Source organism: Kineococcus lubricus (genome assembly GCF_050871965.1).
Lineage (GTDB): Bacteria > Actinomycetota > Actinomycetes > Actinomycetales > Kineococcaceae > Kineococcus.
This window is the reverse complement of record NZ_JBJLSK010000019.1, coordinates 73,129-86,770: the sequence shown is the minus strand read 5'-3', so window position 1 is coordinate 86,770 and position 13,642 is coordinate 73,129. Positions and strand designations below refer to the sequence as shown.

Here is a 13,642-nt window from a genome sequence, read left to right as displayed (position 1 = left end):
CACCGGCCGCCCCCGCCGCGCGGGCGGCCGCGGTCCCCTCCCCCCCCCCCCCCCCCCCCCCCCCCCCCCCCCCCCCCCCCCGTTCAGGGGGTGGTGCGCTCGACCGGGATCAGTCGACGTCCACCCAGTCGAGGGTGCGCTGCACGGCCTTCTTCCACCCGGCGTAGCCGTCGGCGCGCTGCTCGTCGTTCCACGAGGGCTCCCAGCGGGCCCCCTCGTTCCAGTTCTCCCGCAGCTCGTCGAGGTTCTTCCAGAACCCGACGGCCAGACCGGCCGCGTACGCGGCCCCCAGCGCCGTCGTCTCGGCCACGACGGGCTTGGAGACGGGGACGCCGAGGACGTCGGCCTGCAGCTGCATGCAGAGGGTGTTCGCGGTGATCCCGCCGTCGACCTTCAGCACCTCGACCGCGACACCGGAGTCGGCCGACATGGCCTCGGTGACGTCGCGGCTCTGGTAGCAGATCGCCTCCAGGGTGGCGCGGGCGATGTGGGCGTTGGTGTTGTACCGGGACAGCCCCACGATGGCGCCGCGGGCGTCGGAACGCCAGTACGGGGCGAACAGGCCCGAGAACGCCGGCACGAAGTAGCAGCCGCCGGAGTCCTGCACCTGGCGGGCCAGCGACTCCGACTCCGCCGCGCCGGAGATGATGCCGAGCTGGTCGCGCAGCCACTGCACGGCCGACCCGGTGACGGCGATGGAACCCTCGAGGGCGTAGACGGGCTTGTCGTCGTTGAACTGGTAGCAGACCGTCGTCAGCAGGCCGGCCTTGGAGCGGACCAGTTCCTCACCGGTGTTCAGCAGCATGAAGTTGCCGGTGCCGTAGGTGTTCTTGGCCATGCCCGGGTCGAAGCAGACCTGGCCGACCATGGCGGCCTGCTGGTCGCCGAGGATGCCGGTGAGCTTGACCTCGCCGCCCAGCGGGCCCGTCGGCAGGGTCGTGCCGTAGCCCTGGGTGTAGGAGGACGGCTTGATCTCGGGGAGCATCGCGCGCGGGATCCCGAAGATCTCCAGCAGCTCGTCGTCCCACTGCAGGGTCTCGAGGTCCATGAGCATGGTGCGGCTGGCGTTGGTGACGTCGGTGACGTGGACGCCACCGCGGGGTCCGCCGGTGAGGTTCCAGACGAGCCACGCGTCGGTGTTGCCGAAGATGGCGTCACCGGCCTCGGCGGCCTCGCGCACCCCCTCGACGTTCTCGAGGATCCACTGGATCTTGCCGCCGGAGAAGTACGGGGCCGGGGGCAGGCCGGTCTTCTGCCGGATCGTCTGGCCGCGCTCGTCGCGGTCGAGCGCGGAGGCGAGGCGGTCGGTGCGGGTGTCCTGCCACACGATCGCGTTGTAGTACGGGCGCCCGGTGTTCTTGTTCCAGACGACGGCGGTCTCGCGCTGGTTGGTGATGCCCAGGGCGGCGAGGTCCTTGGCCGTCAGGTTGGCCTGGCGCAGACCGGACTGGATGACCGAGCTGGTGCGTTCCCAGATCTCGATCGGGTCGTGCTCCACCCAGCCCGGCTTCGGCATGATCTGGGTGTGCTCGAGCTGGTACTTGGCGACCTCGTTGCCGCTGTGGTCGAAGACCATGAAACGGCTGGAGGTGGTGCCCTGGTCGACGGCGCCGACGTACTGGGGGGCGGGGGTGTCGCTCATGTCTGGTCCGTCTCTCTTCGTCGAGTGTCAGTCGTCGGTGTGGACGCGGCCCTCGGGCTCCGCGGCGTCCTGGTCGGGCAGGTGGCGTTCGACGAGCACCTTGTAGAGGGCGCCGCCGATGAGGCCGCCGATGACCGGGGCCACGATCGGGACCCAGAAGTAGAACGAGCCGCCCGGTTCGCGCATGGCCGTGTCGTACCCGGTGAGGAACGACGCCAGCCGGGGACCGAAGTCGCGGGCCGGGTTGATGGCGTAACCGGCGTTGCTGCCCCACGCGAACCCGATGGCGACGACGATGAGGCCGACGATGAGGGGGGCGAGGTTGGCCGCCGGCGGCATGGCCTTGGCCTGGGAGACGGCGAAGATGAGGAACACCAGGATGGCGGTCCCGACGACCTGGTCGAGGAACGCGCCGCCGATGGTGACGTTGGTGCCCGGGAGGGTGGAGAAGATGCCCTGGGTGTCGTACGTGTGGCCGGGGTCGACCCCGTCGATGGGGCCGGCGTAGACCCAGCGGACGATGAGGGCCGCGACGAAGGCGCCGAGGAACTGGGCCACCGAGTACGGCAGCACCTTCTTCCACGAGAAGCCCTGGAAGACGGCCAGGGCGATGGTCACCGCGGGGTTCAGGTGCGCGCCGGTGGTACGGCCGGCGACGTAGATGCCGAAGGTGACCCCGAGGCCCCAGGCCCAGTGGATGGAGTCGTTGTCGCCGTTCTGCCCGGCGACGACCTGGGCGACGACGCCCACGCCGAACAGGATGAGGATGGCGGTGCCGGCGAACTCCGCGAGCAGTTCGCCGGTGAGGGTGGGGGTGCGGGGCACGGGGCGGGCGGGGGCCGCCGCCGAGGACCTGCTGTGGGACATGGGGAACTCCACGTTGAGTCGAGTTTCACGGCGTTTGCGCCGTGGTCGTGAAGGTAGGAGGGAGGTTCCCGCGCGTCAACGCCACCCGTTCGACCATGTCGAACGATCGCTCCCCGGCCCCCACCCGCCGAGTCCTCACCCTCCGTAGTCGTTCACCCGGACGGCTCAAGGTCGCGGCCCGACCTGCCGATGACGCGACCATGACCGCGCTGAGCACCCCGACCGCCCCGGGGCCGCGCCCTGCGCCCACCCCGTCCGAGCTGGACGCGATCCTGCGCGAGGGGACCCTGCGCACCGTCTTCCAGCCCGTGCACGAGGCCGCCACCGGTCGTCCCGTCGCCCTGGAGGCCTACGTCCGCGGCCCCGCGGACTCCGGCCTGTCCACCCCCGCCCACCTCTTCCGCGCCGCGGCCGTCGCCGGCCGCGTGGCCGAGCTGGACCTCGCCGCGCACCGCACCGCCCTGCGCGACGCCACTTCCCTCGGGCTGGCCGCCCCCTGGACGCTGTTCCTCAACTCCTCCCTGGAGGGCCTGCCGCCCGCCGGCGCACCCGGCCTCGACGCGCCCGGCCTCGACGCGCCGGGTGTCCCGGTCGTCGTCGACGTCCACGCCCGCAGCCTGCTCACCCACCCCGGCGCCGGCCTGCGCCTGGCCCGCCGCGCCCGCGCCGCCGGCTGGGGCGTCGCCCTCGACGGCGTCGGCGCCGACCTCGGCGTCCTGGCCCTGCTGCCCGTGCTGCGCCCCGACGTCGTCAAGCTGGACCTGCGGCTGCTGGCCCGGCGCACCGCCGAGGAGGTCGCCACCGTCAGCGCCCTCGTCGGCGCGCACGCCGCCCGCACCGGCGCGCGCGTCCTGGCCCAGTCCGTCGAGGACGCCGGCGACCACGCCCGCGCCGTGGCGCTGGGCGCCGACCTCGTCCAGGGCTGGGCCGTGGCCCGCGCCGCCCGGCCCGAGGACGTGCTCACCGCGCTGCCCGTACCCACCACCGGCCCGCTGCCCGTCACCACCACCGACCGGCCCACCCCGGCCGACCGGCTCGCCGCGGCCGCCCGGCCCGCCGGCGCCGACGCCGCCGAGCAGGCCCTGACGCACCTGCGGCTGCGCGCCCGGCACGAGCCCGACCCCACCGTCCTGGTCTCCCTGGGCGGCGCCGGCGCCCGCCGGCACGCCGCCGACCTCGGCCCGGTCGCCGTCCGCGCCCACCGCGACCTCGACGGGCACGGCCTGGCCGTCCTGTCCGCCCGCACCGCCTCGGTCGTCCTGGCCCGCCCCGGGGCCGGCTCCGGCGAGCGCACCCTCGTCGTCAGCCACGACCCCGACCTCGTGGCCGACCTCGTCGAGGACGTCCTCACCGGCGAGCGCCCCCCGCACCGCCCCGAACCGCCCGCCCCGGCGCGCACGGTCGACCTGACCGACCTCGTCGCCGACGCCCTCGAGGGCGACCGGCGGACCGGGACCGGCACCGGCCTGCTGCTCGTGGGCGTCGACGGCACCTGCCGGCGCGGGGGCCGCGACGCCGTCGTGCGCCGCATGCGCCGGGCGGTGCGCTCGGTGGACCGCTGGCTGCCGCTGGCCCCGGACCTGTTCGCGGTGCTGCTCACCGGCCTGCCCCGCGCCGGCAGCGAGGGCGTGGTCGAACGGGTCGCCGACGCGCTGCTGATGGCCGTGGAGATCGCCGTCGACGACCACCCCTCGATGTCGGTGAGCATCGGCGCCAGCCTGGCCCCGCAGCGGGCGCTCACCGGGGCCGAGGCCCACCGGCAGGCGCTCGCGGCCCTCGAAACGGCACGCGGTGCCGGAGGTCACTGCGCGCGGATCTGGCCCGTCTGACAAGCTTCCCCGGGAGAACTGGGAACGATCGCACGGCAGCGGTCGACGACGAGGAACCGGTGGGCATGTCGGGGTACTTCGCGCTGCTGCGCGATCCGTTGGTGGCGAGGCCGTTCGTGTCCTCGGTGGTGGCCCGCATCCCGATCGCGACCGCCCCGCTGGGGCTGGTCCTGCTGGTGCGCACCGCCCGGGACAACTACACCCTCGGCGGCATCGTCACCGGCCTGTTCGCCGTGGGCCTGGCCGTCGGCTCCCCGCTGTGGGGCCGCGCGATGGACCGCCTCGGGCAGCCCCGCGTGCTGGTGCCCTCGGCGAGCCTGAGCGGCTTCCTGCTGCTGGTGCTGACCGGGGCCACCGTCTGGACCGCGGTCCCCGCGGCGGTCCTGCCGGTCCTGGCCCTGCTGGCCGGGGCGACCTTCCCGCCGCTGAGCCCGGCGATGCGCTCGACCTGGCGCGTCGTGGTGCCCGACGAGCAGCGGCGGCGGCGCGGCTTCGCGCTGGACGCGGTCGCCGTGGAGTCGATCTTCGTCGGCGGTCCGCTGCTGCTGAGCGTGCTCGTGCTGTTCGGGTTCGTCCCGCTGCCGCTGCTCGTCACGGTCGCCCTGCTCGTCGGCGGGACCCTCGTCTACGCCCGCTCCCCCGGCGCGGCGCACGTCCCGCGGCAGGAGGCGGCCGGGCACGCCCCCGGGGCGGGCTCTGCGCTGCTGCACAGCCCCGGCTTCGTCCTGCTGCTGGTGGTGATGGCCGTGATGAGCATCGGCTTCGGCGTCCTCGACGTCTCGCTGGTCGGCCTGGCCGAGCACCTGCTGGGCTCCGCCGACCGGCTCGGGGCGCTCTTCGCGCCCATCGCCGGCGGCTCGGCCCTGGGCGGCCTGCTCTACGGCAGCCGCGACTGGCGCAGCCCGGACCGGCGACGGCTGCTGGTGACGCTGACGCTGTTCGGGCTGCTGATGTTCGCGGTCGCCGCGGCGGCCGGGGAGGGCGTCCCGCTGGCCGTCCTGGTGGTCGCCCTGTTCGGCACGGGGCTGTTCGTCTCGCCCAACCTCATCGCCGCCCAGTCGCTGGTCGACCGGCTCGCGCCGGCCCACCGGCTGGGCGAGGCGCAGGCCTGGCTGTCGACGGCCATCACGGCCGGCGCCGCGGTCGGCAACGCCGTCGCGGGGGTCCTGCTGGACGCCGCCGGGGCCCGCCTCGCGCTGACCGTGGCGGCCTCGGCCGTCGTGGCGGCGGCGCTGGTGTGCCTGCTCGCCCAGCGGTCCTGGGCGGCGCGCCGACCGGTCGGGGCCGGGACTCACTAGGCTCGCCCCTCGTGACCAGCGTCCCGTCCTCCCGTCCGACCGCCCTCGTCACGGGGGCCACCGCCGGCCTGGGGGCGGCCTACGCGCGCTCGCTGGCCGGACGCGGGTTCGACCTGGTGATCGTGGCCCGCGACGCCGACCGCCTGGCGAGCACGGCCGCGACCCTGCGCGCGGACTTCGGGGTGGAGGTCGAGGTGCTCGTCGCCGACCTGTCCGACCGCGCCGCCCTGGGCCGGGTCGCCGAGCGCGTGGGCAGCACCGCCGCGCCGGTGGACCTGCTGGTCAACAACGCCGGGTTCGGGCTGCGGCAGCGCTTCTTCGACGGCGACCCGGCCGACCACGAGCGGATGTTCGACGTGCTGTGCCGGGCGGTCATGGTGCTGTCGCGGGCCGCGGTGGGGGCGATGGTCCCGCGCGGGCGCGGGTGGGTCCTCAACGTCGGGTCGGTGGCCGGGCTGGTGCCCGGCGGCGGGCACTACTCCGCGGCCAAGGCGTACGTCATCGTCCTGACCGAGACGCTGGCCGGGGAGCTGCGCGGCACGGGCGTGCGGGCCACCGTCGTCGAACCGGGGTACGTGCGCACCGAGTTCCACGCCCGGTCGGGGATGAGGTCCGGCGGCAGCTCGGCGCTGTCGAGCCGGATCTGGCTGGACATCGACGACGTCGTGGACGCCTCGCTGGAGGACCTGTTCGCCGGCCGGGCGGTGAGCGTGCCGACGAAGCGATGGAAGGCGGTCTCGACCGTCCTGGACGTGCTGCCCCGCGGGCTGGTGAGCACGGTGTGGAACCGGATGCCGTCGGGTGCCGCCCGGCGCCACCCCACGCGCGGAGCGTGACCCCGCGCTTTCTAGAACACTCTGTGTGATCGAGGAGTAACGTAGGGCTGTGAACGCTGCCACCTCGGCAGGGACCAGCGAGGTGGTCCCCCCGAGCGGACGAACCGCACCGGACGAAGCCGCCCGGCTGGCCGCCCTGCGCGACTACGTCGACGTCTCGGCGCCCCCGCCGCCGGAGCTGCAGGCCATCGTCCGGCTCGCCACCCGCCTGACCGGGCTGCCCAACGCCGTCGTCAACATCATCGACGAGCAGTACCAGCGGCAGCTGGCCGCCGAGGGCTTCGAGCGCGGGATCGGCGCCCGCACCGACTCGATGTGCCACTACGCCCTGGGCATGGGCGGCCTCGTCCACGCCCCCGACGCCCAGCGGGACGTCCGCTGGGTCGCCAACCCCTGGGTCGACGGCACCCTGGGCACCATCCGCAGCTACGCCGCCGCGCCCCTGCTGACCCCCGACCACCTCGCCCTCGGCACGCTGTGCGTCTTCGACGACTCCGCCCCCAAGGAGCTGACCGAGACCCAGCGCGCCGACCTGGCCGACCTCGCGACGCTGGTCGTCTCCATCTTCGACCGCGAGCGCCGGGCCCGGCTGGTGGCCGCCCACGAGCAGGAGCTCATCCGGGCGCGGGCGACCGCCGAGACCGCGCACGCCCTGCAGGACTCGCTGCTGCCGCACCGGCTGCCGAGCAGCGACCGGGTGCGGGTGACGTCGCGGTACCTGCCCGGGACCGACGGCGCCCGGGTGGGTGGGGACTTCTTCGACGCGATCCGCACCGAGCACGCCTTCGTCCTGGCCATGGGCGACGTGCAGGGGCACGACGCGGAGGCGGCGGCGTTCATGGGGCGGGTCCGGACGGCGGTGCGGGCCTACGTCACCGAGGGCCACGAGCCGTCGGCGGTCCTGGAGCGCGCCAACCGGCTCGTGCACGCCTTCGAGGGGGACCTGTTCGCGACGTGCTGCCTGGTGGCCCTGGACGAGGACACCGGGGAGGTCGCGGTCGCCAGCGCCGGGCACCCGGCGCCGCTGGTCTTCGCGCCCGGCCCGGTCCGCGCGCTGGCGGTCGACCCCGGTCCCCCGCTGGGCGTCGCGACCGACGCGGTGTTCACCGAGGCCCGGCACCGGCTGGTCGGCCGCAGCCGGCTGCTGCTCTACACCGACGGCGTCGTGGAGTGGCCCCGCACGACCGACGGCGGGGAGCAGACCCTGGAGCGGGCGCTGTCCGCGACGGCGGCCGAGCCGGCGGACGCGATCGCGGACCGGGTGCTGGCCCCGGCGCAGCGGGCCGGGAACGACGACGCGGCGCTGCTCGTCGTGGACTACTCCGGGCCCGACCCGGACACCCGCGAGGCCCGGCTGGTGCTGCCCCCCGACACCCGCGCGGTGCGGGTGGCGCGCGACTACCTGCGCGCGACGCTGGCCGAGTGGGCGCTGGTGGGCGCGGCCGACGAGGCCGAGCTCGTGGTCAGCGAACTGGTGACGAACGCGGTCCTGCACACCGGGTCCCCCGCGGCGCTGACGTTGCGCCACGACGTCGCGGGCGCGGTGCTGTGCGTGGGGGTGGAGGACGGGTCGACCCGTCAGCCGCAGCCGCGCGACCCGGGTGAGGACGCGACCGGGGGGCGCGGGATGGGCATCGTGCAGATGGTCGCCCACCGGTGGTGGGTGGCCCCCCGCGGTGACGGCAAGACGGTGTGGGCGGACCTGCTGGTGGCCTGAGCCGGCCCGCTCACTCCACGGGCAGGACCTGCTGGTGGACGGTGACGAACCCGACGAGGACGACGCCGGCCCCGGTGGCCGAGACGCGCCGGCCCGCGCTGGTGCGCCACAGCCACTCCCCCTGCGGGGAGCGGCCGCGGAAGGTGACGCGGAAGGGTTCGCCGGTCGTCGCGGCCCGTCGCACCGCCTGCTCGACCTGGGCGCGGTCGCCCGGGTGCACGTCGAGCGCGAGGCGCTCGAAGCCGACCGGCCCGCGGCCCACGCCGAGGACGCGGCTGGCCAGCTCGTCGAGCTGGACGCGGCCGGTGGCGCTGTCCCACTGCCAGGCACCGGTCTGCTCGTCGGGGAACTGCGGGGACGTGAGCCAGTGCGCCAGCGACGTCACGGTGATGGCGTCGCCGCGCACCACGTAGCCGTTCTCCCGCCCGTGCGCGTCGTCGACCGCGAGGGCGTCGACCAGCCAGGCGAGCTCGGGGTCCTGCCCGGGGGGAGGTTCGTCCCCCCACAGGTCGCGCAGGACGGCGAGCACGCGGGCGGCCCGGGCGGTCCGCCCGTCCTCGCCCCGGCCGGCGCCGTGATCGACCGGTTCTCCCACGGTGTCCCCCCGTCTAGCCTGGCGCGGACACTACCGGTCATCGGTCGATCACGGGACCGAACGCCCCCCGGGTGGCTCAGTCGAGGATGGCGCCCGGGTTGAGGTTGCGGCCGGGGTCGACCCCGGCGAACAGCGCGCCGACGATCTCGGCCCCCGCCGGGGACAGGTCGTCGGTGACCCACCGCTTGTGCTCGCGGCCGACGGCGTGGTGGTGCGACAGCGTCCCGCCGTTGTCGATGAACGCCTGCTGGATGGCGCCCTTGATCGTGTCGTACGCCTCCAGGCCGTCGCGGTCCGTGGGCGGCTGGAAGGCGAAGGTGAAGTACTGGCACGCCCCGGAGTGGTAGCTGTGCGAGAGGTGGCAGAAGACGAACCCCTTGATGCCGACCTCGGCGAACGCCTTGTTGGCGGCGGCCACGACGTTGTCGTGCAGCGTCTTCAGCGTCGTCCAGGACGAGGACGTCTCGGACACGTCGCCGTAGGCGCCGCGGTCGAGGATGAAGTCGCGGATGTAGGGGGTGTCGAACTTCTTCTGGTCGTACAGCGTGCCCGGCCCCGAGCCGACGCCGAAGCCGCCGTGCTTCTTGACGATCTCGCCGACGAGCTGCTTGTTGCGCCGCACGTGCAGCGCCGAGCCCTCGAACCCGATGAACGACAGGCACATCTTCGACAGGTCGAAGCCCTTGCGCTTGCTGGCGTACAGCTGGACGCCCTTGTTGAGCAGCTGCCCGAGGGTGCTGCCCTTCTTGGAGGTCGCGAGGGTGAACTGCGTCTCCATCTCGTCCGAGACGCGGGTGATGCTGGGTGCGGCGTCGGAGGCGGCGATGTCGTGCATCGCCTTCAGGCCGCTGCCGTAGTCGGGGAAGAAGTAGGCCAGGATGACCCGCTCCTCGGCCGTCCGGTGCACCTGGACGGTGGCCTCGGTGATGATCCCGAGCCGGCCCTCGCTGCCCAGGACCATCTCGCGCACGCTCGGGCCGGCCGACTGCACGGGCACCTCGGCGGTGGCCACGAGCCCCTTGGGCGTCACGACGCGCACGGCGCGGGTGATGTCGGCGATGTCGCCGAAGCGGTCGGACTGCATGCCCGAGGACCGGGTGGCGATCCAGCCGCCGAGGGTGGAGTGCTTGAAGCTGTCGGGGAAGTGCCCGATCGTCCAGCCGCGCGCGTTCAGCTGCGCCTCCAGGTCCGGGCCGAGGGCCCCGGCCTGGATCCGCGCCGTCTGCGCGGTCTCGTCGAGTGAGAGGACCGCGCGCATGCGGCCCAGGTCGAGGGAGACCACCGGGCGCGTCTCGTCGCGCGGGGCCTCCAGGGAGCCGACGATGTTGGACCCGCCGCCGAAGGGGATCAGGACGGCGTCGGCCTCCAGGGCGATGCGCAGGGCGGCCTCGACCTCGGCCTCGGTGCCCGGGTAGAGCACGAGGTCGGGCAGCCGGCCGAAGTCGCCGCGGCGGATGCGGACGAGGTCGCGCATCGACTTGCCGTAGGTGTGGACGACGCGGTCGAGGTCGTCGTCGTGGACGTGCTCGGCGCCCAGCGCCCCGACGAACGCCTCGCGCAGCGCGGCGGGCGCCTGCGACGCCGGGACGTGCAGCTCGGACAGGTCCGGGACCGTGACCGGCGGGGCGTTGAAGTCGATGCCGGCCATCCGCAGCGCGAACGGCGCCAGGTTGGGCTTGTCCTCGTGGTGGAACGCGACGCCCTCGACGCCCCAGCCCCACCACTTCATGTGCTCGACCACGATTGCTCCCAGCTGATCGCCCTACGACTCCGGCGCGAGCCTACGCGCCGGATCCGACACGGGCGGCCAGGAAGCGGACGGCGAGCTCGTAGCCCTCGACGCCCAGGCCCGCGATCACGCCGGTGGCCACCGGCGTGACGTGCGAGTGCCGGCGGAAGTCCTCGCGCGCGTGCACGTTGGACAGGTGCACCTCCACCAGGCCGGCCGTCAGTTCCGCGCAGGCGTCGCGCAGCGCCACCGAGGTGTGCGTCCACCCGCCGGGGTTCAGGACGACGGGGTCCGCCGCGTCGGCGGCGGCGTGGACCCAGGCGAGCATCTCGTGCTCGGCGTCGGTCTGGCGCAGCTCCACCCGCACCCCGAGCCCGGCGGCCAGCCGCTGCAGGCGGGCGTCGACGTCGGCCAGCGTGGTGGTCCCGTAGACCTCCGGCTGGCGCTTGCCGAGGCGGCCGAGGTTGGGTCCGTTCAGCACCAGGATCGTCACCCGGGGGACAGTACCGAGCCCGTGTCGCAGGTCTCTGCCAGCGTGACCCCCGTGCCCGCCGACGAACCCTTCCGCTGCTTCGGCACCGGTGACGCGCTGTACGCCCGCTACCACGACGAGGAGTGGGGCCGGCCCGTGCGCGGCGACCGCGCCCTGTACGAGCGGATCAGCCTGGAGGCGTTCCAGTCGGGGCTGAGCTGGATCACGGTCCTGCGCCGGCGCGAGACGCTGCGGGCCGCCTTCGACGGCTTCGACCCCGAGGTCGTCGCCGCCTACGGCGAGGCGGACGTGGCGCGGCTGCTGGCCGACCCCGGGATCATCCGCAACCGGCTCAAGGTGGCCGCGGCGATCACCAACGCCCGCGCCGTGCTGGCGCTGCGGGCCGCCGGCGAGAGCCTGTCGGACCTGGTGTGGTCCGCCGCCCCGGGCCCGCGCCCGGCCCCCGAGACGGCCGCGGACGTGCCGGCCTCGACGCCGGAGTCGGCGGCGCTGGCGGCGGCGCTCAAGCGCCGGGGCTTCCGCTTCGTCGGCCCCACCACCGCGTACGCGGCCATGCAGGCCTGTGGCGTGGTGGACGACCACCTGCGAGAGTGCCCGGTGAGAGCACCGGTCGAGCGGGAGGTGACGACGGCGTGAGCACCACCGTGCCCTGCCTGTGGTTCGACGACGACGGCCTGAGCGCGGCGCAGCGCTACGTCTCGCTGTTCCCGAACTCCCGGATCACCTCCACCAGCCCCGGCGGCCCGGGCGGGGGCCCGCTGACGGTGTCGTTCACCCTCGACGGCCGCGAGTACGCGATCCTCAACGGCGGCCCGTCCTACCCGCAGTCGGAGGCCTTCTCGATCCAGGTCGCCTGCGAGGACCAGGCCGAGGTGGACCGGCTGTGGGACGGGCTGATCGACGGCGGTGGGGCCGAGGGCCGCTGCGGCTGGCTGAAGGACCCGTGGGGCGTGTCCTGGCAGGTCGTGCCGCGGCGGCTGCACGAGCTGCTGGCCGACCCCGACCCCGACCGGGCGCAGCGGGCGACGACCGCCATGCTCGGGATGCGGCGCCTGGTCGTCGCCGAGCTGGAGGCGGCCGCCGACGGCCGGTGACCACCGTCACCGCGCGCCGACGGCCTGATCACGGCCCGTCCACACCCCGCGGACGGCCCGCAGCGCGCACCCGCGTGAACGGTCGCGGTCGCGAGTGCGAGAATCGTGGACCGAAGCGGGAACCACGTCCCGGCGAGCCACAGACAAGAGGTGCCACATGGTCGATCGACAGCGAGTCGTCATCGTCGGGGGTGGCTTCACCGGCCTCTACGCCGGCAAGAAGCTCGAGAAGCTCCTTCCGGCCTCCACGGCGGAGCTGGTGATCGTCAGCCCGACTGACCACCTCACCTACAGCCCCCTGCTGCCGGACGTCACCGCGTCCGTCATCGAGCCCCGCCACGTCGCGGTCTCGCTGCGGCAGGCGCTGCCCCGCCACAAGCTCGTCGTGGGGCACACCACCTCGGTCGACCCCGAGGCCAAGACGATCACCATCTCCAAGAGCGAGCGCGGCGTCGTCGGCGAGGGCACCCAGGTGCTCTCCTACGACAAGCTGCTGCTGGCCCCCGGCGCGGTGACCCGCCGGTTCCCGATCCCGGGCGTGTCCGAGAACGCCCGCGGCGTCAAGACGATCACCGAGGCCGCGTTCGTGCGCGACCACCTGATCTCCCAGCTCGACGAGGCCGACGGCCTGCCCGACGACCCGCGCTTCGACGCCGAGCGCGCCGAGCGCATGACGGTCGTGGCGGTCGGCGCCGGGTACACCGGCACCGAGATCGTCGCCCAGACCCACCGCTGGCTGTCCCGCGTCGCCGACCGCTGGTCGAACATCGACGTGCGCGACGTGCGGTGGCTGCTCATCGACGTCGCCCCCGCGGTGCTGCCCGAGCTCGGGCCGCGCCTGGGCCAGTACGCCCTCTCGGCCCTCAAGGGCCGCGGCATCGACGTGCGCCTCGGGGTCTCCGTGGCCAGCGTCGAGGGCAACGTCATCAACCTCACCGACGGCACCCCGGTGCCCTCGCGCACCCTCATCTGGGGCGCGGGCATCATGGCGAACCCGCTCATGGGCACGCTGGGCCTGCCGCTGGACCGCGGTCGCCTCGTCGTGGACGCCAAGTTCCGCGTCGCCGGTGCCGACGACGTCTGGGCCGCCGGGGACGCCGCCGCGGTCCCGGACCTCGCCAAGCCGAAGCCGGCCGACGGCCCGCAGCCGATCACCCCGCCCACCGCGCAGCACGCCCAGCGCCAGGGCACCCAGGCCGGCAAGAACATCGCCGCGTCCTTCGGGATCGGCCAGGCCGCCGACTACGTCCACAAGGACCTCGGCCTGGTGGCCGACCTCGGGGGCGGCACCGCCGTCGCCAAGCCGCTGGGCATCGAGATGACGGGCCTGCCCGCCAAGATCGTCGCGCGCGGTTACCACCTGTACGCGCTGCCCGCGATGAGCAACCGCATCCGCGTGCTCACCGACTGGGCGCTGCACGCGATCCTGCCCCCGCAGGCCGTCGCGCTGAACCAGACCCGTCCGGAGGACGCGCTCATCACCCCGGCGCAGAACACGGACATCTACCCCAAGGCCGAGGAGAAGCCGAAGGTCGGCTGACC

At 74.4% G+C, this 13,642-nt stretch carries 12 protein-coding genes; 7 read left to right on the top strand and 5 right to left on the bottom strand.

Features of this window, described 5'->3' with window-relative positions:
- Positions 1-109: 109 nt before the first annotated feature.
- Positions 110-1,642, bottom strand: coding sequence for a glycerol kinase GlpK (gene glpK, locus ACRYRX_RS15660; RefSeq protein ID WP_432513189.1), 1,533 nt, complete (start codon positions 1,640-1,642; stop codon positions 110-112).
- 27 nt (positions 1,643-1,669) lie between these two features.
- Positions 1,670-2,509, bottom strand: coding sequence for an MIP/aquaporin family protein (locus ACRYRX_RS15655; RefSeq protein ID WP_432513187.1), 840 nt, complete (start codon positions 2,507-2,509; stop codon positions 1,670-1,672).
- A 200-nt stretch (positions 2,510-2,709) separates the two neighbouring features.
- Here ACRYRX_RS15655 and ACRYRX_RS15650 point away from each other — a divergent pair, with 200 nt between their 5' ends.
- The 4 genes from ACRYRX_RS15650 to ACRYRX_RS15635 all read left to right on the top strand — a co-directional run bounded on the left by ACRYRX_RS15650 (position 2,710) and on the right by ACRYRX_RS15635 (position 8,189).
- The gene (locus ACRYRX_RS15650; protein ID WP_432513186.1) at positions 2,710-4,338 is read left to right on the top strand and encodes an EAL domain-containing protein; all 1,629 of its coding nucleotides are present in this window, start codon (positions 2,710-2,712) and stop codon (positions 4,336-4,338) included.
- A 65-nt stretch (positions 4,339-4,403) separates the two neighbouring features.
- Entirely contained in the window at positions 4,404-5,636 is a 1,233-nt protein-coding gene (locus tag ACRYRX_RS15645; RefSeq protein WP_432513198.1) for an MFS transporter, read from the top strand.
- 11 nt (positions 5,637-5,647) lie between these two features.
- Positions 5,648-6,472, top strand: coding sequence for an SDR family NAD(P)-dependent oxidoreductase (locus ACRYRX_RS15640; protein WP_432513184.1), 825 nt, complete (start codon positions 5,648-5,650; stop codon positions 6,470-6,472).
- A 49-nt stretch (positions 6,473-6,521) separates the two neighbouring features.
- On the top strand, positions 6,522-8,189 hold the full coding sequence (locus ACRYRX_RS15635) for an ATP-binding SpoIIE family protein phosphatase (RefSeq protein WP_432513182.1): 1,668 nt from the start codon (positions 6,522-6,524) through the stop codon (positions 8,187-8,189).
- Between the two features lie 10 nt (positions 8,190-8,199).
- On the opposite strand, the gene ACRYRX_RS15630 is transcribed toward ACRYRX_RS15635, so the two are convergent.
- The 3 genes from ACRYRX_RS15630 to aroQ form a co-directional block, all read right to left on the bottom strand.
- Positions 8,200-8,784 (bottom strand): PAS domain-containing protein, encoded by a 585-nt coding sequence (locus ACRYRX_RS15630; protein ID WP_432513180.1) that lies wholly within the window; start codon positions 8,782-8,784, stop codon positions 8,200-8,202.
- 76 nt (positions 8,785-8,860) lie between these two features.
- Positions 8,861-10,525, bottom strand: a complete 1,665-nt coding sequence (locus tag ACRYRX_RS15625; protein WP_432513178.1) for an FAD-binding oxidoreductase — start codon at positions 10,523-10,525, stop codon at positions 8,861-8,863.
- Positions 10,526-10,565: 40 nt separating this feature from the next.
- Positions 10,566-11,006 carry a type II 3-dehydroquinate dehydratase gene (aroQ, locus tag ACRYRX_RS15620; RefSeq protein ID WP_432513177.1) on the bottom strand — a complete coding sequence of 147 codons (441 nt, stop codon included), beginning with the start codon at positions 11,004-11,006 and terminating at the stop codon, positions 10,566-10,568.
- Positions 11,007-11,048: 42 nt separating this feature from the next.
- Between aroQ and ACRYRX_RS15615 the strand changes: the two genes are divergently transcribed.
- The 3 genes from ACRYRX_RS15615 to ACRYRX_RS15605 all read left to right on the top strand — a co-directional run bounded on the left by ACRYRX_RS15615 (position 11,049) and on the right by ACRYRX_RS15605 (position 13,640).
- Positions 11,049-11,642 carry a DNA-3-methyladenine glycosylase I gene (locus ACRYRX_RS15615; RefSeq protein WP_432513176.1) on the top strand — a complete coding sequence of 198 codons (594 nt, stop codon included), beginning with the start codon at positions 11,049-11,051 and terminating at the stop codon, positions 11,640-11,642.
- On the top strand, positions 11,639-12,100 hold the full coding sequence (locus ACRYRX_RS15610; RefSeq protein ID WP_432513175.1) for a VOC family protein: 462 nt from the start codon (positions 11,639-11,641) through the stop codon (positions 12,098-12,100). Before ACRYRX_RS15615 ends, ACRYRX_RS15610 begins: the two co-directional genes overlap by 4 nt.
- Positions 12,101-12,257: 157 nt before the next feature.
- A complete protein-coding gene (locus ACRYRX_RS15605) occupies positions 12,258-13,640 on the top strand; it encodes an NAD(P)/FAD-dependent oxidoreductase (protein WP_432513174.1) in 1,383 nt (460 codons plus the stop codon).
- Positions 13,641-13,642: the final 2 nt, after the last annotated feature.

What these genes read in the sequence shown, in the direction of transcription:
- ACRYRX_RS15655 (WP_432513187.1), bottom strand. Translation starts at nt 2,509, where the DNA reads ATGTCCCACAGCAGGTCCTCGGCGGCGGCCCCCGCCCGCCCCGTGCCC.
- ACRYRX_RS15645 (WP_432513198.1), top strand. Translation starts at nt 4,404, where the DNA reads ATGTCGGGGTACTTCGCGCTGCTGCGCGATCCGTTGGTGGCGAGGCCG.
- ACRYRX_RS15650 (WP_432513186.1), top strand. Translation starts at nt 2,710, where the DNA reads ATGACCGCGCTGAGCACCCCGACCGCCCCGGGGCCGCGCCCTGCGCCC.
- glpK (WP_432513189.1), bottom strand. Translation starts at nt 1,642, where the DNA reads ATGAGCGACACCCCCGCCCCCCAGTACGTCGGCGCCGTCGACCAGGGC.
- ACRYRX_RS15605 (WP_432513174.1), top strand. Translation starts at nt 12,258, where the DNA reads ATGGTCGATCGACAGCGAGTCGTCATCGTCGGGGGTGGCTTCACCGGC.